The sequence below is a fragment of the Nocardia sp. KT25-26 genome (assembly GCF_056627695.1).
This window is the reverse complement of record NZ_CM152813.1, coordinates 1,261,555-1,280,819: the sequence shown is the minus strand read 5'-3', so window position 1 is coordinate 1,280,819 and position 19,265 is coordinate 1,261,555. Positions and strand designations below refer to the sequence as shown.

Below are 19,265 nucleotides of genomic sequence, written 5' to 3'. Positions count from 1 at the left end.
GATGTCCTAGGCAACCGGTTCCGATGTGTTGCCCTGACCGGCCTGCAGCAGCATCGGCCGGTGCTTTCCGTCACCGAACCAGCGGTGGGAGCCGGGCTTACGGGCTTCGGTGGCCAGATGTTTGATGCCTGCTTCGCAGGCGAACTCCTTCAGTTTCTTGCCCAGGAAGCCGCGCAGGTACAGCCCCCTGGCGGTCTCGTCCTTGCGGCCGATCTGGTAGATCCCGGCATCCCGGCCGAAGCTGAGGCACATGGCGGGGAAGGACAGGTCGATCGGCGTCGGCGGTTCACCGGCGATCCGGTGCAGGAGCGTGTCGGCGGCGTGGGCACCCAGTGCGTATGCGGTGTAGGCGCTCATCCGGAACGGCAGATCCGACGGTGCCGAAGCATCCCCCGCCCCGACGATGCGTTCGTCGTCGATGCTGGTCAGGGTTTCGTCAGTGAGCAGGCGGCCGACGGCGTCGGTGCGCAGCCCGCTGCGGGCGGCCAGGTCCGGTACCCCGAAGCCGGCAGTCCATATGGTGATGTCACTCGCCACGGTCCGGCCGTCACCGAGTTCGACGGCCGTCCGGGTCACCGCGGTGACATGCGCATCGGCCCCTTCGAGCACGGTCACCCCGAGCTCGGCGAGATACCGGTGCGCCGTGCGCCGGGCCCGCGGGTGCAGGTAGGGACCGAGCACCCCACCGCTGATCAGGGTGACCGCCCGCCCCTGCTGGGCCAGCTCCGCGGCGGTCTCGATCCCGGTCGGTCCGCCGCCGGTCACCGTCACCGCCGCCTTCGGCCGGGCATCGAACAGGGCCGAGCGCAGCCGCTGCGCCGCCTCCAATGTCGCGACCGGATAGGCGAACTCGGCCGCACCGGGCACCTGCGGCTCGGAACCGCGGCTGCCGACCGCATAGACCAGGTAGTCGTAGCCGATCGTGCTGCCGTCGGCCAGGGTCACGCTGCGCTCGGCCGCATCGATCCGCGTCACGCTGCCGGCGACCAGCCGCACCCGGTCGGCCAGTACCTCCGGGTAGTCGACGACCGCGTCGTGGGTGCCACCCACCAGCTGGTGCAGCCGCAGCCGGGGCACGAAGACCGACCGCGGATTGATCACGGTCACCTGCACGTCGTCGCGCCCGGTCAGGCGATTGGCCGCCATCACCCCGGCGTATCCGCCACCGATCACGATCACGTCGATGTTCTTGGTCATGGTGTCTCCTTCGCTCCGAGGGGCTCGAGCACAAGACACCGGCGGTCCGGAGATTCTGACATTCAGTGACCTAGATCACATCAGGGGCCTGTCAGGGATTCGTGGGCCGTCTCGTTCAGGGGTTACGCGAACCAGACAGGAGCGAACCATGAAGCACCGCATCGTCGTCCTCGGAGCCGGATACGCCGGAGCCTTCTCCGCCGGCTACCTGGCCCGCCGACTGCACGCCGGCGAATTCGAAATCACCGTCGTCAACGCCGAACCCGATTTCGTCGAGCGCCTGCGCCTGCATCAGCTCGCCGCCGGACACGACCTTCCGCACCGGCCCCTGGAAAAGGTCTTCGCGGGCACCGGCATCCGGTTGCGGGTGGCGCGGGTGACCGGCGTCGATGTCGATGCGCACACTGTCACCGTTGCCGACGACAACGGCGTCGACCGGTTGCGGTACGACACGCTGCTGTACGCACTCGGCAGCACCATCGCCGACCACGGCGTACCGGGTGTCGCCGAGCACGCCTTCCACGTGGCCTCACGCCCGGCCGCGCTGCGGCTGCGCGAACGCCTCGACGAGCTGGGCGGGAACGGGACCGTGGTGGTGGTCGGCGGCAACCTCACCGCCATCGAGGCCGCCACCGAGATCGCCGAAGCCCGGCCGGGACTGCAGGTCGACCTCGTCACCCGCGGCGAACTGGGCGGCTGGCTCGGCCCGAAGGCCCGCACGCATCTGCTGCGCACCTTCGACCGGCTCGGCATCACGGTCCACGAGCACACCGCCGTCGAACGCGTGGATGCGGGGAAAGCTGTCGCCGCCGACGGCGCGGTCTTCGCTTCCGACGCGACCGTGTGGACCGCCGGGTTCGCCGTGCATCCGATTGCCGCTGCCGCGGGCCTGCAGACCGAACCCGACGGCCGGATCACCGTCGACCGGCAGATGCGGTCGATCTCGCACCCGGATGTCTACGCCGCTGGTGACAGCCTCTTCGTCATCGGTGAGAACGGGCGACCACTGCCCATGTCGTGTGCGTCTGCGGGCTACACCAGTCAGCAGGCGATTGCCACGATCATCGGCGACCGGACCGGTCGCAAGATCAAAACAGTCGGCCTTTCCTACGTCGGCAACCACATCAGCCTCGGCCGCAAGGACGGCCTCTTCCAGTTGGTCGACAAGGAGGGCAACGCCAAGACCGGGGCGCTGCGCGGACGCTCGGCCGCCCGGGTCAAAGCGGCCATCGTCGCGGTCAGTGGCTGGGCACCAGGTCACCCGACCTTCGGAAAGCCGGGTCACCGGTACCGCCTGGTCGACACCGCCGGGCACGTCCCGCAACCGGTCGCCCGGTAGCTTCGCACGCTCGACGTGGTCGCCACCTAGAGTCGGCCCCATGGACGCCGCCACTGTGGAACGCTTCGAGGCCAGCCGGAATCGGCTGGCCTCGCTGGCCTATCGGCTGCTCGGTTCGGCCGCCGATGCCGAGGACACGGTGCAGGACGCTTTCCTGCGGTGGCAGGCGGCCGACCGGGCCTACATCGAGGCGCCCGAGGCCTGGCTGACCAAGATCGTCACCAATCTGGCGCTCGACCGGCTCCGGTCGGCCGCGGTGCGGCACGAACGTGCGGCCGGCGCCTGGATGCCGGAACCGCTCCTCGACGGCGACCCGATGCTCGGCCCCGCCCATACGGTCGAACAACGCGAATCGGTCAGCTTTGCGGTACTCACCCTCATGGAACGGCTTTCGCCGGTCGAGCGAGCCGTGTACGTGCTACGGGAAGCCTTCGCCTACAGCCACGCCGAGATCGCCGGAATCCTCGACATCACCGAATCCGCCAGCCAGCAACACGCCCACCGAGCCCGGCGCCGGATAGCCACCCGGCACGGTGCCACCGGTTTCGATCCCGCCGCCGCCCGGCGCATCGTCGAGGCTTTCGTTGCTGCCGCCTCCTCGGGCCGCACCGAACGGCTCGTCGCCTTGCTGACCGACGACGCGGCCGGAGTCTCGGACGGCGCCATGGGCCTGGCCACGAAGCTGATCCGGTACGCGACGCCGCACCGGCTGGCCGAAGCGATGCGGGCCGGCTTCAGGCCGTCGGCAGCCAAACGGAAACTGGCCGGTGGCTCACCCTCGGTGCACTCCGCTGTGGTGAACGGCTGCCCGGCCATGCTCTTCACCCTCGACGGCCGGGTCCTGGGGGTCGCCGTGCTGGAGATCCGCGACGACAAGATCGCGGATCTGTACGCTGTCGCCGCACCGCAGCGGTTGACCCGGCTCACCGAACAATGGCAGCAGCACGGACACGACGCGGCGCTGATCGAGTCGTGGTGACCGGGTGCCCGCTCACGGCGACGGCGCGAAACCGTCGGGTACGTGTCGCGGGCAGCCGAATCCGAACAGGGGGTTCACCCGACGGGTTCAGCGGTGCACGCCTCTATCCCGCGTCACGGTTCACCGGTACAGGTCGTCGAGTCCCACCAGTAGGACATCGCCGGACCGATCGGCGACTCGGCGGAGCTCCTCTGTGAACCCACCTGCGGCATAGCAGGCAAGGCTGGTTCCGGTGGTGTCGTATCGCCCGCCACGGTGCAACAGTTCGCGAATGCGCCGTAGGCGTTCCAGGTGCGGAATGCCCATCGGTTCACGGAGTTTGCACTCACCGATCGACAGCACCGGCGGCTTGTTACCGTCGGCCGGACCGATCACGGCGACGTCGACTTCGTGCGTTGTCCGCCGTTCCGGGTCGGTCACAACGCCGCCACCGACTCGCGCCGGAAGCTCGGCAAAGGTACTGGACGGGGCATGGAACATCGCCCACTCTCGACAGAGAGTTTCGAACCGCGGACCCAACACGTTGCTGACGAACTGACGGTGCCTGGTCGGCCACACCCGTTCGGCCGACCCAGGAAGCTCCAACTGACTCCAGACGGGGCGCATGACGCTGTAGTAGAAGGTGATCAGCGGCTCTGCGATGCGATAGTAGGTGCGATTGTCGCGGAAGACGTCGGCTTCCCTGGTCAGCAGTCCGGCATCCTCGAGCACATTCAGCGGGTGGGCGATATCGGCGTTCTTCCGCCCGATGTAGCCGGCGATACCCCCACGAGACGCATTGCCGTCGGCGACAGCGGCCAGGACCGCGTGGTAGAGGCCGGGATCGCGGATCTCCGGTTCGTCGGACAGCAGGTAGCGGGCCTCGCGGAACAGCGGGCTCTCCGGGTTCAACACTGCGCGAGTGATCCAGCTGTCGAAATCGGTGAGGCCGGCGGGGACGTCATCGCGGACGAACTCGCGTCGGTAGGCCGGCGTACCGCCGACGACGGCATTCACCCGCAAGGCCAGCCGTGGATCGGTGATGTCCCAGAACTGCGCCGCGAGCGGGTATTGCAGAGGCCGCACGATGAGTTCGAGCCCGGCTCGCCCACGCAGTGGCGCGCCACCGCCCAGCAACCCGCCCATGAACGACATCGCCGAACCACACAGCAGCAGTCTGGACCGCGATGCCGTCCGTTCCGCACGCAGCGGTGCCAGCGCCTGCTGGATGATGGAGGGCAGAGCAGGGTTGGCGCGCACCAGGTAGGGAAACTCGTCGATCACGACGGGCATCGGCCGGTCTCGTCCGAGCGCCAGCAGAAGGTCCACCACCTCGGTCCAGTCGGCAGGGCGGAACGGGACACGCAGGTCCGAATGCCGGGTGAGCGCATCCCCGATCATGCGTAGCGACTCGGCATCGGTGCTTTCGGTCGCACCGAAGTAGAAGCCACCCGCCGCCTGGCAAAGGGCCCGCAGGAGGAAGGTCTTGCCCTGTCGTCGACGTCCGGAGACCACCCCCAGCATGGCTTCTGCCCGTTCGTCTCGGACGAACCGGCACAGCGCGCGCCACTCATGATCGCGATCGAACATTTCCGTTGGCTTCTGCATACGTCCTCCGACATGATGGGACTGTACTTCTCAGAAGTATAGTCCCATCACAGATGTCGATGATGTGACGTGAGCCGAGGACCATTGATCACGACGACGGCACGGCGTCGAAACCGAGCTGCATATCGTGGTCGATCTCGCTGTCGGTGACGGCCACCCGGGCGGACACCGGCGGATAGCCGCGCGCCACGACGGTGTATTCGCCCTCGGGCAGATCACCCATGGTGTAGCGGCCGTCCTCGTCGGTACGGGCGGCGCCGACGGCGGCTCCGGTGTGGTCGAGCACGGTGACCTGCGCGCCGTATACGGCCCGGCCGTCGGCGCGCACGGTTCCGGACAGCACCGCCATCGAGGCGATCTCGACGTCGAAGCGCAACCGGCCGTTCTCGGGCACGGTCAGCGTGGTCGCGGTGGGCCGCCGCCCCGCCGCGACCGCGACCAAGGTGTAGGTCCCGGCCACCACACCCTGGCAGGAGTAGCCGCCATCCGCCGCGGTCACCGCGGCACCGACGACCTCACCCCGCAGATCGGTCACGGTGACCGTGGCCCCGGCCACCGGTTCCCGCCCGGCGGTACGCACCACACCCGACAGTTCACCGGCGCCCTGCAGGGTGAGGTCCACCCGCTGCGGCCGGTCGCCGGCCCAGATGTTCATCGCGGCCGGCTGATGCCCACTCGCCGCGACGATCAGGACGTAGTCACCCGGCGCAGGCGGTTCGATGGCGTAATCGCCGTTGCCGTCGCCGACCGCCCGGGACACCTGATGCCCGCGCGGATCGACGAGGGTCAGCACCGCATCCGGCACCGGGTACTCGTCCGCGCGGCGGATGTGGCCACCGATCGTCCGGTCACCCACCGGGGCAACGTCCGCACCGGGCGCCGTCGCCGGTGCCCGGTACGTTCCGGTGGTGTCCGTTGCCACGTTCGGGCCACCCATGGCGGCGAGTACCGGCTGGGCGCCGACCGGCTCATCGGACTCACCGAACGCATCCACCGCCGCTGCCGCAGGGTCCGTCGCCGATACCGATGTGGGCTCGGCGCCGAGAACTGGTTCCGGCGCCACAGGCTCGGGTTGCTGCCCACCACGAAAGCGCTGCTGCCGTTCACGCAGCCGGCTGCCCTCCACATCGATATCGGGCAGGATCCGGTCCAACCAGCGCGGCATCCACCACGCCCACCTGCCCATGATCACCAGCAGGGCCGGAACCAGCACCATCCGGACCAGGAAGGCGTCGATCGCCACCCCGGCAGCGAGGGCGAACCCCATCATCCGGGCGGTGGCATCGCTTTCCAGCAGGAACGAGCCGAAGACCGAGATCATGATGATCGCCGCCGCGGTCACCACCCGGGCGCCGTGGTGGTAGCCCGAAACCATGGCCTCCTTCGGCGATCTGCCGTGCACGTACTCTTCGCGCATCCGGGTCACCAGGAACACCTGGTAGTCCATTGCCAGCCCGAAGACCAAGCCGATCAACATGATCGGGAGAAAACTGACGATCGGCTGCGGATCGGCGATCAGATCGAAGGCGCCCTCCTGGAAGATCGCCACCGTGGCGCCGAAGGTGGCGGCCATCGACAGCAGGAAGCCGAGGGCGGCGGTGAGTGGCACCAGGATGGACCGGAACACCAGGATCAGCAGGACGAAGGCCGCCCCGGCCACGATGGCGAGGTAGGGCAGGATCTTGCTGAGCAGCACATGATCCATATCGGCGTAGATCGCGGTGGTGCCGGTGACGCCGTATTCGATGCCGTACCGGTCGGCCAGGGCACCTTCGGCGGCGCGGACCTCGCGCACCAGATCCTTGGTGTCCTGGTCGTTCGGACCGGATTCCGGTACACCTTCGAGGATCACGCCCAGTTCGTTGTCACTGAGCCGGGGGGCGGTGACGTAGTCCATCTCCGGGAATTCGGCGAGCCGGTCGCGTAGTGCGGCAACCGCGGTGTCCCGCTCGCCTTCCGGTACCTCCGTCAGGTCGGCGACCACGGTGAGAATCCCGTTGCTGCCCTCACCGAAGCCCGCGGTGCGGATGTCGTAGGCCTTGCGGACCGACGTATCGGCCGGATAACTGTTCTCCCCCGGCAGACCCAGCTGCAGGCCGACCGCCGGTGCCGCCAGGGCGGCCAGCGCGGCCACCGCGGCGAGCAGCGCCACCCACGGCACCTTGCCGATCACCCGGCCCACCCACATGCCGAGGGTGCGCGAGCTGTCGTCCTCCGGATCGTGCCGGGCGACGCCGGGCAGCTTCGGCCGGAACAGGAATCGGCCGAGGACGCCGAGCAGGGCCGGCATCAGGGTGATGGCGGTGAGCACGGCGAAGGCGGCGGCGACCGCCCCACCGAGCCCCATGAAGGTCAGGAACCGCACGCCGACGATGCCCAGCGCGGACAGTGCGATGATCACGGTGAGTCCGGCGAACACCACGGCGGAGCCGGCGGTGCCGAGCGCGGTGCCGGCCGCCTCTTCGGCCGAGTCCTGCACGGCCAGTTCGTGCTTGTAGCGGGAGACGATGAACAGGGCATAGTCGATGGACAGTGCGATACCGATCATCGAAGCCAGGAAGGTGGTGAAGCTCGGCACCTCGGTGATCGAGGTGCCGAGCATGATCACCGACAGTGCGCCGCCGAGACCGACGACGGCGGTGACGATCGGCACGAAGGCCGCCACGACAGCGCCGAAGGCGACCATCATCACGATCAGTGCCACCCCCATGCCGATCGCTTCGGCCCGGCCGCTGGGTTGTTCCTGTTCCATCCCGATGGCACCGCCGACCTCGACGGTGAGCCCGGCCGCCCGCGCGGCGTCGGCGACGTGGTAGGCCGCGTCCCGCTCGGCGTCGGTGATGTCCATCGCCGAATCGATGTCGAACGGCACGGTGAGCACCGCCACGGTGGCCGGGGCTCGCTCGTCGAGGACGTTGAGCGGGGCGCCGGAGCATTCGGCCGGGTCGGCGTCCGCCAGGCAGCCCATCTTCTCGGTTACCGTGACCGGGTTCCGCAGCTGCGCAGCCACTTCCGTCGCGACCAGCCGGTGCGTCGCGGCACCCGAGCCGACCGACAAGGACTTCAGGTCGGCGATCAGTTCGTCGATTGCCGCCCGGTTCGCCTCGTCGGTCAGCTCGGTGCCCGGGGCGGCCCGGACGACGTAGTCGCCGGCGACTGCGTCGATACCGAACCGGCCGGACATCCCCGGAAACTGCCGGTCCAGGATCTCGGTGGCTCGTTCCGACGGCAGCGACGGCATGGTGAATTCGTCGCTCATCGGTTTGCTCAGCGCCGCACCGGCAGCGACCAGCAGCCCGAAGAGCAGCAGCCAGACCGGCAGGACCAGCCACTTCCGGCGGAACGCGAACTTCCCCCATCGGTAGAGCAAGACAGACACGAGTGGTTCTCCTAGAGATGACCGGTGTGTGTACTGAACTCATGGCTCGCACGCAGCATCCGGACGCGGCCGCGCTGCCTGCAAACCGCCTCCACCCCAAGGCCCCCGCTACCGATCACACGGTAGGTTCGAATCCCGAGCTGTAAGTGGAGGAACAACCTCTACTTGCGCGGGGTCCACCCTACACCGGGGGATCTTCTCCCGGATCAGCGCAGCGCGGGATCGGTCACCCGCTCGCTGCTCCCGGCCGCGGCGAACAGCCGATCCTGCAGATCCAGGATCGGGTCGCCCGGCTGTACCTGGACATGCCCCTGGTAGATCTGCCCGCCCTGGGGGCACCACACCAGCACCCGCCGGGCACCGGGCGCAACATTTTCGATGACCATGACACCGGATGGATCCATCGCCAGACTCTGGGTGTTGCCGTCGGCATCGGGATCGACCAGGCAGTGCCCGACCGGGTATTCGGTGCCGGTCACGGTGATCTTGATCCGTTCGCGTCCACCGATCGCCTCGGCCGCCGGATCGGCTGCGGCTGTCGCGGGATTCGCGAGCAGCAGCGCGGCGGCGGAGACGAGCATGGTGAGCGTGCGTATCGGGGCCATCGGGTCACTCCTTCGAAGCGGGAACGTGCGAATACACCGAGACCATCGTGCCGAATCGGCGGAGTCCGACGAGACCCGGGTCGTCCACAACGGCGCCGGGACGATGCCGTCACGCCGGCGTACCGGAATCGGCGGCGTGGAAATCGCTTCGATGCAGAATGCGAAGATAGTCAACGGATTCGGCGGCGATGCGCCGCTGTGCGGCAGTGCCGGTGAGGGCGTTCTCGGCGGCCCGCAGGCCACCTTCGGCGGCGGCGCTCACGGTGCCGTCACATTGATCACCGGCGATGTCCCGCGCCCGCCGGAACAGAGCGCGGGCGCCGAGCGGGTCACCGGCGAGCAGCAGCCGCCGCCCGCGCCGGGTCAGAATGCGGGAGATATCGCTGTGCAGATCGAGATCCTCGGCGATACTCAGCGCCCACCGGTCCAGTTCGTCGGCGCCCGGCCCGGATGGTTCGCCGGCGGCGTGCACGAGCACGTCGATCGCCTGCAACATTCCCCAACGGTCGCCGATCTCCCGGAAACCGGCCAGGGCTTCCGCCGCCGACCGGGTGGGCTCGGAATTCCCGCCCGGTAATGCGGCGAGGGCCTGTTCGAGCGCAGCAGCGGCGCCGCCCCACCGGCCCGGCGGGGCGGCGGCAGACACCGAGGGTTCGCCGACAGCCGTGCGGGTGAGGGAGAGGTACCACCGGGCCAGGGCTGCTTCGGCATGTAGCTGTCCGTCCTCCGGAAGGTCCGCCGCAACGAGGTCCGCGGCGGTGCGGGCGGCGCCGGGAAGGGCCGGCGGATCGGCGAGGCGCAGGCTCAGCGTATGCGCCCAGCAGTGCGCGGCCCACTCCTCGACGGTGCCCGGTGCTGCGGTCGCCTGTGCGGTGGTCAGCCGGCGGGCCGCCTCGGTGAGCCGTCCGGTCAGCATCCAGAACCACATCATCCGGAGCACCGCCGGTAGTTCGTCCTCGGCGCCCGCCAGGGCCAGGCGGATATCGGCGGATTCGGACCGCAGGCGCGCCAGCGCCGCATCCTGCCGGTCGGTGCGCAGCAGCGGCGTCTGTTCCTCGACCACCGACAGGTAGTGATCCCGGTGGCGCCGCACCGTGGCGGCTTCCTCATCGGCTTCCGCCAGCCGGGCCCGGGCGTAGGCTCGAATCGATTCCGGCATGCGGTAGCGCGGGCTGTCCGACCCCGGTTCGACCGTCAGCAAGGACTGCTCGACCAGCCGAGACAACACCTCGGCCACATCGAACGTGGATTCCCCGATGATCGCCGCGGCGGCCCGCAGGGTGGGCGCGGCCGCGCAGGACAGCCGCCGCAAGGCGCATCGCTGCTCGGCGGAGGCGAGATCCCAGCTCCAGTCGATCACCGCGGCCAGGGTCCGGTGCCGACCGGGCGCGGTCCGCGCACCCGAAGTGAGCAGGGCGAACCGGTCCTCGAGCCGCCGCTCCACCTCGAGCAGGCCCAGGGTGCGCACCCGCGGCGCCGCGAGCTCCAGCGCGAGCGGCAGGCCGTCGAGCCGACGGCAGATCCGGGCCGCCACCTCGACCTCGTCGGGCGTGGCCGGCCCGGTACCGCCCGCGTCGGCGATCCGCTCGGTGAACAGCGCGAAAGCACCGTACCGTCGCGGATCACCGGCGGCGCGGCCGTCGGGAGGTGAAGGCAATGCGCCGAGCGGTACGACACGTTCACCGGAAATCCGCAGCGGCTCCCGGCTGGTGGCGAGAATGCGCAGGCCGGGCGCCCCGGCCAGTAGTTCGGAGCACACTGCGGCAATGGTGTCCAGGGCCTGTTCGCAGTTGTCCAGCACGAGCAGGATCTGTTTGGTCAGCACCGCCGAACCCAACCGGAACCACAGGTCGGCCGGACCCACCGGGTCGGCCGCCGCGGAACCGAGGTCGTCGCGCACCCCCAGGCAGTCCGCCAGCACCTGGCATACGGCTGCCCGGTCGCCAGCACGCACCCCGCTCAGATCCGCGAAACCGACGCCACCGGGAAATCCGGCCGCGGCAGCGTGCGCAGCGGTCACCGCGAGGTGGGTCTTGCCGACGCCACCCGGACCCGTCACCGTCACCAGTCGGCCGGACGGCAACAGGTCGGCTACCCGGGCGAGCTCCTCCGCACGCGCCAGCAACGGAGTCGCGGCGACGGGCAACACCGGCCGGGGCACAGCAGCCCGGTTCGGGGCCGCAGCCTCGTACAAGGGCTGTTCCTGCCGCAGGATCGCCAGGTAGGTGTCCGAGGTGCGCGGGTCCGGATCGGCACCGAGCTGCTCGGCCAGCCGCTCGGCGAGCGACCGGTACACGGCGATGGCCTCGGTCTGTCGGCCGGTCTGGTACAGCGCGGTCATCAGCAGCACATGGATGTGCTCGCGCATCGGATGGAGTTCGGCCAGCGTGGCGAGTTCGGCCACCACGGCGTGCGCCTGCCCGGCCTCGATCCGTAGCCGGGTACACAGTTCCCGGGCCTCGAGTCGCTGTTCGGCCAGTTCGGCGGCGGGCGCGGTGACGAACTGCTCGTCCCGGAACTCGGCGAACGGTTCACCCCGCCAGTGCGATTCGGCGACGGCCAGCAGTTCCAGCGCGGTACGGGCGGATGTCGCCCGGTGTGCTTCGGCGAGCATCTCGGTGAAATGCCCCGCGTCCACCGAGGTGACCGGCACCATCAGCCGGTAGCCGCCGGACTCGCGGCGCAGCAGCTCCGTGGCGTCCCCACCGGCCGCTCGCAGCACCTGCCGCAGCTGCGACACCTTGGACCTCAGGACAGCATCGACCTTCGGTGGTGGCCGGTCACCCCACAGGGCGGCCACGATCGTATCGGCGGGCACGACGGTGCCGGGGCGGATCAACAGAACCGCCAGCAGGGCCCGGACCTTCGTCCCCGGAACCGGGACCGATGCGCCGTCACCGCCCCATACCGTCACCGGTCCGAGCACCCCGAAACGCATGCTTCCCACGGTAGCAACCTTCGCCGACCAGGCGTTCCTGTCGAAGCGGCCGCCCCCACCCGCTCGGTACCATGGCCGATATGCGCGGCACCCGGCCGGTTCGCGTCGCGACGACGGAACTGTGGGAGATCACCCGCCCGGCCCGGACCGGGCCGGGCGGGATGGACATGGCCGCATTCCGGAACCGGGGCAGCGGCCGGTTCGTCATCCCGGTGGTGCCGCATCCGGCGGTGACGGTGGGCTTCGACCTCGGCGACGGGGAGCTGGTCGACGATACCGGCACCCATCGCCTGCGCGGGAGTGTGGTCGCCGGGCTCCCGCTGGGCCGATTCCGGGTGCAGGGCAACGCTGTCGACTGTCTGCAGATCCGCCTGTCGCCCATGATGGCGCATGCGGTGTTCGACGGCGCGGCGGACCTGGACGGCGCGGTGGTCCGGCTCGACGACCTCTGGGGTGCCGACGCCGACCGGATCTGTGCACAACTGCGCGACACCCGCTCCTGGAGCGACCGGTTCGCCCTCGCGGAGGCCGAACTCGTCCGGCGGGCCGTACAGGGCCGGCGGGTCGATCGGGAGATCACCGGTGCCTGGCGGCAGCTGGTGGCCAGCCGAGGGCGGATCCGGGTCGAGAGCCTGGCCGACGAACTCGGCTGGAGCCGCAAACGACTGTGGTCCCGATTCCGGACTCAGCTCGGCCTCACCCCCAAGCGGGCGGCACAACTGGTGCGATTCGACCATGCGGCACATCTGCTGGCCACCGGCCACGGCGCAGCCACCGCGGCGGCGGAGACCGGGTACGCCGATCAGTCCCATCTGCACCGCGATGTCCGCACCTTCACCGGAGTGACACCCAAGGCGATCGCGATGTCGCCGTGGCTCGCCGTGGACGACGTCGCCTGGCCGGGCACGGCCCGAACGCTTCTCCCCTAGTCCGGTCCGGAACATTCCTCCAATACCGCGGCCGACCGCACCACCCATGCTGGCAGCGGATCGAGAGCACGCCGACCGAGCCGGGTTGTTCCGGCGCCCGTGCGGTGTTGCGTAGCGGAGGAGGAGAGATGGACGAGACCGCAAGGGCGCCACGGCCGCCGTGGGGCGTCAGGTTGCTGAGCAAGGTGCAGCAGGAGCCGGAATGGGCGACCATGACGGCCGAGGGTCTGACCGCCTTGCAGGACAAGCGGGCGCGCCTCGTCTCGTCCCCGCTCGGCCGGCTGATCACCGGCCGCCCCGAACGCGGCGTCGCGATCCGGTGGCGGGAAATCGACCTACCCGACCGGCGGATACCGGTGCGCGAATACCGGCCGGAGCACGTGGCCGAAGGCACCCGGCTACCGCTGATCCTGCAGGTACACGGCGGCGGCTTCCAGGGCACGGCAGTGCAGTGCGATTGGGCGAACAGCCGGATCGCCGCGCAGCTCCCGGGGGTGGTGGTCTCGGTGGAACACCGACTCCTCGCGTCCGGCACGCCGCTGGTGGCCGCGGTCGCCGACGGCTGGGATGCGCTGCTGCACGTCATCCGGAACGCCGGCGACTGGGGCATCGATGCGGCCCGGACCGCGGTCGCCGGTGAGAGCACCGGCGCCCTGATCGCCGCCCTGGCCGCCCTGCGGGCCGGTACGGCCGGGCCCGGACTGCGCGCCCAGGTGCTGGTCAACCCGGTCACCGATCTGACCGACGATCCGGAACCGGCCAAGCGGCATCCGCACTGCCCGACCCTGACCCCGGCGCAGCTGCGCTACTTCCACGAACTCGCCGTCCCGCCGGGTACTTCGGCCCGCGCCGTGTCCCCGCTGTCCGCCGCCGTCCCGGAAGCGACCGCACCGGCACTCGTGGTGGTACCGGGCATCGACCCGGTGGCCGACCAGGGGCGCCGCTATTCCGAACGACTCCTCGAGGCGGGTATTCCGGCGCAGCTGGTCGAGTACCCGCGCGCCACGCACGCGTTCCTGAGCATGCCCGGATTGGTCCGGGAGGCCCGGCCCGCACTGGGCGAGATCATCTCGTTTCTCCGGAATCACTTGGGCGACAGCCCGTCCCCGACACCGGGGCAACCGTTGCCGCAGGCGTGGGAGCAACCGGCCGATTGCGCGGATCGATCGGCGGTCGAGGCGCCCGCGGCGAAGACCGGTGGCCGATGAGCACCGTCACCACTGCACCGGACCAGCATGCCGACCCGGTGCTCATCCGGCCCGCACCAGCACCGGCCGTCGGAGATCTGCTTCGCCCGTATGCGCGCGGATTCACCGCCGTCGTCGTCCTGCAGATCATCGGTTCGGTCGCCGGGCTCGCGCCGCTGCTGGCGATCGCCGAACTGGGCCGGATCCTGCTGTCCGCCGAGCCGGTCGACCACGGCCGGGTCTGGCTGGTTGTCGCCGGGGGTGCGGCCGGCCTGTTCCTGCGACTGCTGTGCACCGGCGCCTCTTCGGGGATCGGACATCTGCTCGACGACCGGGTCCAGCTCGCGCTGCGCCGGCAGCTCGCCGAGCGGCTGGGCCGCGCGCCGCTCGGCTGGTTCTCCCGGCGCCGCACCGGTGAACTCGCCAAAGTGGTCGGCGACGATGTCGGCGCCGTGCACCCGTTCATCGCGCATGCGCCCGGTGAACTGGTCGCCGCGTTCGTGGTGCCCGCGGTATCGCTGATCTACCTGTTCGCCGTGGACTGGCGGCTCACCCTGATCACCCTGATCCCGGTGCTCCTGGCGGTGGCGCTGGTACCGCTGATGATGACGCCGTCCCGGCTGCGGGAACAGCAGGAGTTCGATGCGGCGATGGGCCGAATCTCGAACTCCGTCGTCGAGTTCGTCCAGGGCATCGCAGTGGTCAAGGCGTTCGGCGGCGCCGACCGCGCCCATCGGCGATTCCGCACGAATGTGGACGAATTCGCCGGGTCCTTCCTCCGGATGGTGCGTGGCCTGGCCGGTATCGCAGCCGCGATGCAGGTGGCGCTGTCACCACCGTTCGTCCTGCTGGTCGTGCTCACCGGCGGTGCGGTGCTGATCACGAACGGGAGCCTGCCCGCGGCGGATCTGCTGCCGTTTCTGCTGCTCGGGCTGGGACTCACCGCGCCGGTGGCCGCACTCGGCCACGGCTTCGACGATCTGCAGAACGCGCGCCGCGCGCTCGATCGGATCGCCGGCATCCTCTCGGTGGCACCACTTCCCGAGCCTGCGCGGCCGGTGTCGCCACGAGGCCATCGAGTCGAGTTCCGGGATGTCCGATTCGGGTACGACACCGATCGTGCGGTGCTGCGCGGGATCGATCTGACGCTCGAACCGGGAACCGTGACTGCCGTCGCCGGACCGTCCGGCAGCGGGAAATCCACACTGGTGCAATTGTTGCCGCGGTTCTTCGACCCGACCCACGGGTCGGTGTCCCTCGGCGGCGCCGACCTGCGCGAACTCAGCGACCAGGACCTGTACCGGACGATCTCCTTCGTCTTCCAGGACGTTCGGTTGCTGCGCGCCTCGGTGGCCGACAACATCGCCCTGGCCGTGCCGGAAGCCAGTCGTGAGGAAGTCGTCCGGGCCGCCCGGCTGGCCCGGATCCACGATCGCATTCTGGATCTGCCGCGTGGCTACGAATCAGTGATCGGAATCGACGCCAGGCTCTCCAGCGGTGAGGCACAACGGATCTCGATCGCCCGGGCCCTGCTGGCCGACACCCCGGTGCTGGTACTCGACGAAGCGACGGCATTCGCCGACCCGCTGACCGAACAAGCGGTGCGCCACGCGCTCACCGCGGCAGCGCCCGACCGGACCACGCTGATCATCGCGCACCGCCCGGAAACCCTCACCACTGCCGACACGGTGGTGCTGCTGGTGGACGGGCAGATCGTCGAATCCGGCCCGCCCGACCGGCTACTCGCCGAGCAGGGCCGATTCGCCGAGTTCCGGCGGGCACATCGCCACGGCCCCGGCTTCACACCCCGGATCGACACACCGCAAGGAGACGAAACCCGATGATCCGAACGCTGTTGCGGGTGCTGGGGCCCGAATACGCCACACCGGTGCGCCGCACCGTCGCCCTGATGACCGTCACCGCGATCGCGGAGGGAGCGGCCTATGCCCTGCTGGTGCCGATCCTGCGGGCCCTGTTCGGCAGCGACCCCGCCGACGCCCGGCCCTGGCTCGTCGCCTTCGCAGCTGCGGTCGCCGGATACGCGATCCTGCGCTATGTGAGCGACCGGTCCGGGTTCCGGGCCGGAACCACACTGCTGCACGGCATGTACTACCGGCTCGGCGACCACCTCGCGCGATTGCCGATCGGGTGGTACAACACCCGCCGGGTGGGCGAGATCTCCCTGCTGGCCGGCCGCGGAGTGCTGCAGGCGATGAGCGTGATCGCCCATCTGCTGGCGCCGTTCATCTCCGCTGCGGTGACCCCGCTGACCATCGTCGTCGTCATGCTGGCCTTCGACTGGCGGATGGGGCTGGCCGCGCTGGCCGGTGTTCCGGTGCTGGCGCTGGTACAGGCCCGGTCCGATCGGTCGATGGCCGCGGCCGACACCGAACGACACGAACGCGAACAGGAGGCGGCCGACCGCGTCATCGAATATCTCCAGGCACAACCGGTGCTGCGGACCGGCGGCCGGACCGGTGCACGCTTCCGGCTGCTCGACGACGCACTCACCGACGTGCAGCGCACCTCCCGCCGGTCGGTGCTGACCGCCCTGCCCGGGGTGATCGGTGCCGCGCTCACCGTCCAGGGTGTGCTGACGGCGATCCTGGCGCTGGGCGCCTACCTGGTGCTGGGCGGAACCGTCGGCGCCGCCGAACTGCTGGCCGTCCTGGTACTCGCGGCCCGCTGCGCCGACCCGCTGCTGGCGCTGGCGGATATGAGCGGCAAGCTGCGCGCCGCGCGAGCGGAGCTGACCCGGCTCGAGGCCGTCCTGCGCACCGAACCGCTGCCGGTGCCGGCGGCGCCGCAGACCCCGGCGGGGCACACGGTGCGCTTCGACGCGGTGACCTTCCGGCACGACGACCGCACCGTACTCGACAAGGTGTCACTGACCGTTCCGGCGGGCCGGCGGCTCGCCGTGGTCGGCCCCTCCGGTTCGGGTAAGAGCACCCTGTTGCAGCTGATCGCCAGGTTCTACGACGTGGATTCGGGTTCGATCGACGTGGGTGGCGTGGATGTGCGGGAGATCGACCCGGATGTGCTGATGGACCGGATCGCCATCGTCTTCCAGGAGGTGTATCTGTTCGACGGCACCATCGAAGCGAATATCCGGCTCGGCCGGCCGGATGCCACCGATGCCGAGGTGCGGGCCGCCGCATCGGCCGCGCAGCTCGACGAGGTGATCGAACGGCTGCCCGGCGGCTGGGCGACCGAGGTCGGTGAGGGCGGCGCGCTGCTGTCCGGCGGGGAACGCCAGCGGGTGTCGATCGCCCGGGCACTCCTGAAGGACGCACCGATCGTGCTGCTCGACGAGGTGACCTCCGCCCTGGACCCCGCGAACGAGGACGCGGTCCGAGCCGGAATCGAGCGCCTGATGGCCGGTCGGACGGTAGTTCTGGTCGCCCACCGCCTCGGCACCGTCCGCGATGCCGACCACATCGTGTTCCTCGCCGACGGCCGCATCGTCGAACAGGGCAGCCATCCGGAGCTGCTCCGCCGGGGCGGCCGCTACGCCCAGTTCTGGGCGGTGTCGTCGGCGGCCGGCCCGACACCGGAAGACAGAATGCCGGCCTAGTCGCGACACTGACGATCCACCCGCGCGACGGGGTTTCCGCCGATTCGTTCGGCCATCGGATGACGGGTTGTGCGACCGAACCCTCACCGCCCGGTATGCAGCACCGGACGGCCGTTGCGGGGCTGGGTCGGCCGGTTGCTGTGGTCGAACAGCAACCGATAGGCATCGACCCGGCCTGGCGATACGGCGACCGGGGTGTGAAAGACCGTCCAGCTCACCCCTTCGGTGCAGGGCGGCGTGGTGAGCGAACCGCGGTAGCGGAACTGGTCACGGTCGGCGGGCAACAGCGATGCCGGATCGAGCGGCGCGAGCGGCCCGATCTCGTCGCCCGAGCGGCGGGGCAGGTCGGCGAGTATCGGGTCGATCGGCGACGCGCCGGGCTCGGAGCGCAGCAGCACGCCCACAACCGCCACCCGGTCACCGGGGCCGCGGTGCACCAGGTGCAGCTCCATCGCCGAACGGTCTCCGTCGACGGTGTGTTCACTGGGCAGATGGAAGTGGAACTGCTCGAGGTCGAACGGCATTCCGTCGACCACGACCCGGTTGCCGTTGCCGCCGGGCAGCTGTGCCTGCACGGTGTGGCCGTTGTTGCGCAGGCGCACCAGAACCGCATGACCGTACTCCACGGTGATGCCTGCTGCCGAGCTGATTCGTTCATGGCCGGGCAGGTCGATCGGCGACTGTTGCCTGCCGTCCCCACAGGTCAGATAGTCCCGGTCGAGCTCGGGCCAATGGGCCGGCCCCTCGGCGTCGTAGTCCCAGTGTGCAGTGTGCGCCGCAGCATCGTCCGTGGCGCAGGACAACACTCCCGCGACCGCGACGACGGATCCCCAGAGAAATGCCCGACGGTGCATCGAACCGGCCATGTTTCTACTCCTCCGCAGGGCGGTCCGACGGGAACTCGGGCACCGCGGCACCGGCACGGGGTTTGCCCGGATCCGTCCTGCTGACTTCGAATGTCCCTTTGCGACCGGCATTTTCACCGGCACATGTGATGAAGGGACGTTAAGTACCGACGCCGCGGACACGCCAGACCACGGCGGCGCGAGATATATCACAACCCGCGTCGACACCGGGCGCCGGAAGACAGGCTCGTGGCCGGCTACTAGGTTTACCGGCATGATCCGAACCGCCGCTCTCGCCCACGTCCGCGAACGCCGGCTGATCCAGACCCGGCCGGCCGGTAAGGACGTCTTCTACATGGCGGGCGGCAAACTCGATCCCGGTGAGACACCGCTACAGGCGTTGCACCGGGAGATCGAGGAAGAGCTGGGGGTCGGCCTGACCGGGGTGGCCGAACTGGGCATCTTCGAGGCGGAGGCGTTCGGGCACGGTCGCGGCACGCCGCTGTACATGACCTGCTTCACCGCCGAGCTCACCGGTGAACCGCAGGCCACCGGGGAGATCGCCGAGTTCCGGTACTTCACCGGCAGCGAATACGCCGCGATGGATCTGGTGGCGCCGGGGTCGCTGCTGGTCTTCGAGCGACTGCACGAACTGGATCTCATCGACTGGTGACGATCCGGCGCCGGACGCACCGGCACGCCGTAC

The 19,265-nt window shown here is 69.8% G+C and carries 13 protein-coding genes and 1 pseudogene; 7 read left to right on the top strand and 7 right to left on the bottom strand.

Annotated features, from left to right (window positions below; genetic code table 11):
* Window positions 1-6 precede the first annotated feature (6 nt).
* Complete coding sequence (locus tag AC1HFH_RS05760; RefSeq protein WP_480246391.1) at window positions 7-1,197, bottom strand: NAD(P)/FAD-dependent oxidoreductase; 1,191 nt, start codon at window positions 1,195-1,197, stop codon at window positions 7-9.
* Between the two features lie 148 nt (window positions 1,198-1,345).
* On the opposite strand from AC1HFH_RS05760, the gene AC1HFH_RS05755 reads away from it, so the two are divergent.
* Both AC1HFH_RS05755 and AC1HFH_RS05750 read left to right on the top strand, forming a co-directional pair.
* Window positions 1,346-2,536: an NAD(P)/FAD-dependent oxidoreductase gene (locus tag AC1HFH_RS05755; RefSeq protein WP_480246390.1), complete on the top strand. Its 1,191-nt coding sequence runs from the start codon at window positions 1,346-1,348 to the stop codon at window positions 2,534-2,536.
* Between the two features lie 40 nt (window positions 2,537-2,576).
* Window positions 2,577-3,515 carry a sigma-70 family RNA polymerase sigma factor gene (locus tag AC1HFH_RS05750; RefSeq protein WP_480246389.1) on the top strand — a complete coding sequence of 313 codons (939 nt, stop codon included), beginning with the start codon at window positions 2,577-2,579 and terminating at the stop codon, window positions 3,513-3,515.
* 120 nt (window positions 3,516-3,635) lie between these two features.
* On the opposite strand, the gene AC1HFH_RS05745 is transcribed toward AC1HFH_RS05750, so the two are convergent.
* From AC1HFH_RS05745 to AC1HFH_RS05725, 5 genes and pseudogenes are all read right to left on the bottom strand, one after another.
* Window positions 3,636-5,102 (bottom strand): AAA family ATPase, encoded by a 1,467-nt coding sequence (locus AC1HFH_RS05745; protein ID WP_480246388.1) that lies wholly within the window; start codon window positions 5,100-5,102, stop codon window positions 3,636-3,638.
* 88 nt (window positions 5,103-5,190) lie between these two features.
* Entirely contained in the window at window positions 5,191-6,039 is an 849-nt protein-coding gene (locus AC1HFH_RS05740) for an MSCRAMM family protein (RefSeq protein WP_480247725.1), read from the bottom strand.
* A gap of 120 nt (window positions 6,040-6,159) precedes the next feature.
* Window positions 6,160-8,481, bottom strand: a pseudogene (locus AC1HFH_RS05735) (MMPL family transporter); the annotation flags it as partial.
* Between the two features lie 206 nt (window positions 8,482-8,687).
* Entirely contained in the window at window positions 8,688-9,086 is a 399-nt protein-coding gene (locus tag AC1HFH_RS05730; protein ID WP_480246387.1) for a hypothetical protein, read from the bottom strand.
* Between the two features lie 109 nt (window positions 9,087-9,195).
* Complete coding sequence (locus AC1HFH_RS05725) at window positions 9,196-12,024, bottom strand: ATP-binding protein (protein WP_480247724.1); 2,829 nt, start codon at window positions 12,022-12,024, stop codon at window positions 9,196-9,198.
* Between the two features lie 80 nt (window positions 12,025-12,104).
* Here AC1HFH_RS05725 and AC1HFH_RS05720 point away from each other — a divergent pair, with 80 nt between their 5' ends.
* The 4 genes from AC1HFH_RS05720 (at window position 12,105) to AC1HFH_RS05705 (ending at window position 17,714) form a co-directional block, all read left to right on the top strand.
* Window positions 12,105-12,953, top strand: coding sequence for a helix-turn-helix domain-containing protein (locus tag AC1HFH_RS05720; protein WP_480246386.1), 849 nt, complete (start codon window positions 12,105-12,107; stop codon window positions 12,951-12,953).
* Window positions 12,954-13,081: 128 nt separating this feature from the next.
* Window positions 13,082-14,161: an alpha/beta hydrolase gene (locus AC1HFH_RS05715; RefSeq protein ID WP_480246385.1), complete on the top strand. Its 1,080-nt coding sequence runs from the start codon at window positions 13,082-13,084 to the stop codon at window positions 14,159-14,161.
* Entirely contained in the window at window positions 14,158-15,984 is a 1,827-nt protein-coding gene (locus tag AC1HFH_RS05710; protein ID WP_480246384.1) for an ABC transporter ATP-binding protein, read from the top strand. The genes AC1HFH_RS05715 and AC1HFH_RS05710 overlap by 4 nt, the downstream gene beginning before the upstream one ends.
* Window positions 15,981-17,714, top strand: coding sequence for an ABC transporter ATP-binding protein (locus AC1HFH_RS05705; RefSeq protein WP_480246383.1), 1,734 nt, complete (start codon window positions 15,981-15,983; stop codon window positions 17,712-17,714). The genes AC1HFH_RS05710 and AC1HFH_RS05705 overlap by 4 nt, the downstream gene beginning before the upstream one ends.
* Before the next feature lie 83 nt (window positions 17,715-17,797).
* On the opposite strand, the gene AC1HFH_RS05700 is transcribed toward AC1HFH_RS05705, so the two are convergent.
* Window positions 17,798-18,580: a carbonic anhydrase gene (locus AC1HFH_RS05700; protein WP_480246382.1), complete on the bottom strand. Its 783-nt coding sequence runs from the start codon at window positions 18,578-18,580 to the stop codon at window positions 17,798-17,800.
* A 253-nt stretch (window positions 18,581-18,833) separates the two neighbouring features.
* On the opposite strand from AC1HFH_RS05700, the gene AC1HFH_RS05695 reads away from it, so the two are divergent.
* Window positions 18,834-19,232, top strand: a complete 399-nt coding sequence (locus AC1HFH_RS05695; RefSeq protein ID WP_480246381.1) for an NUDIX hydrolase — start codon at window positions 18,834-18,836, stop codon at window positions 19,230-19,232.
* The last annotated feature ends 33 nt before the right edge of the window (window positions 19,233-19,265 follow it).

Coding starts and splice junctions, on each gene's coding strand:
- AC1HFH_RS05750 (WP_480246389.1), top strand. CDS start 2,577: ATGGACGCCGCCACTGTGGAACGCTTCGAGGCCAGCCGGAATCGGCTG.
- AC1HFH_RS05730 (WP_480246387.1), bottom strand. CDS start 9,086: ATGGCCCCGATACGCACGCTCACCATGCTCGTCTCCGCCGCCGCGCTG.
- AC1HFH_RS05755 (WP_480246390.1), top strand. CDS start 1,346: ATGAAGCACCGCATCGTCGTCCTCGGAGCCGGATACGCCGGAGCCTTC.
- AC1HFH_RS05760 (WP_480246391.1), bottom strand. CDS start 1,197: ATGACCAAGAACATCGACGTGATCGTGATCGGTGGCGGATACGCCGGG.
- AC1HFH_RS05745 (WP_480246388.1), bottom strand. CDS start 5,102: ATGCAGAAGCCAACGGAAATGTTCGATCGCGATCATGAGTGGCGCGCG.
- AC1HFH_RS05740 (WP_480247725.1), bottom strand. CDS start 6,039: ATGGGTGGCCCGAACGTGGCAACGGACACCACCGGAACGTACCGGGCA.
- AC1HFH_RS05705 (WP_480246383.1), top strand. CDS start 15,981: ATGATCCGAACGCTGTTGCGGGTGCTGGGGCCCGAATACGCCACACCG.
- AC1HFH_RS05715 (WP_480246385.1), top strand. CDS start 13,082: ATGGACGAGACCGCAAGGGCGCCACGGCCGCCGTGGGGCGTCAGGTTG.
- AC1HFH_RS05710 (WP_480246384.1), top strand. CDS start 14,158: ATGAGCACCGTCACCACTGCACCGGACCAGCATGCCGACCCGGTGCTC.
- AC1HFH_RS05720 (WP_480246386.1), top strand. CDS start 12,105: ATGCGCGGCACCCGGCCGGTTCGCGTCGCGACGACGGAACTGTGGGAG.
- AC1HFH_RS05695 (WP_480246381.1), top strand. CDS start 18,834: ATGATCCGAACCGCCGCTCTCGCCCACGTCCGCGAACGCCGGCTGATC.
- AC1HFH_RS05700 (WP_480246382.1), bottom strand. CDS start 18,580: ATGGCCGGTTCGATGCACCGTCGGGCATTTCTCTGGGGATCCGTCGTC.
- AC1HFH_RS05725 (WP_480247724.1), bottom strand. CDS start 12,024: ATGCGTTTCGGGGTGCTCGGACCGGTGACGGTATGGGGCGGTGACGGC.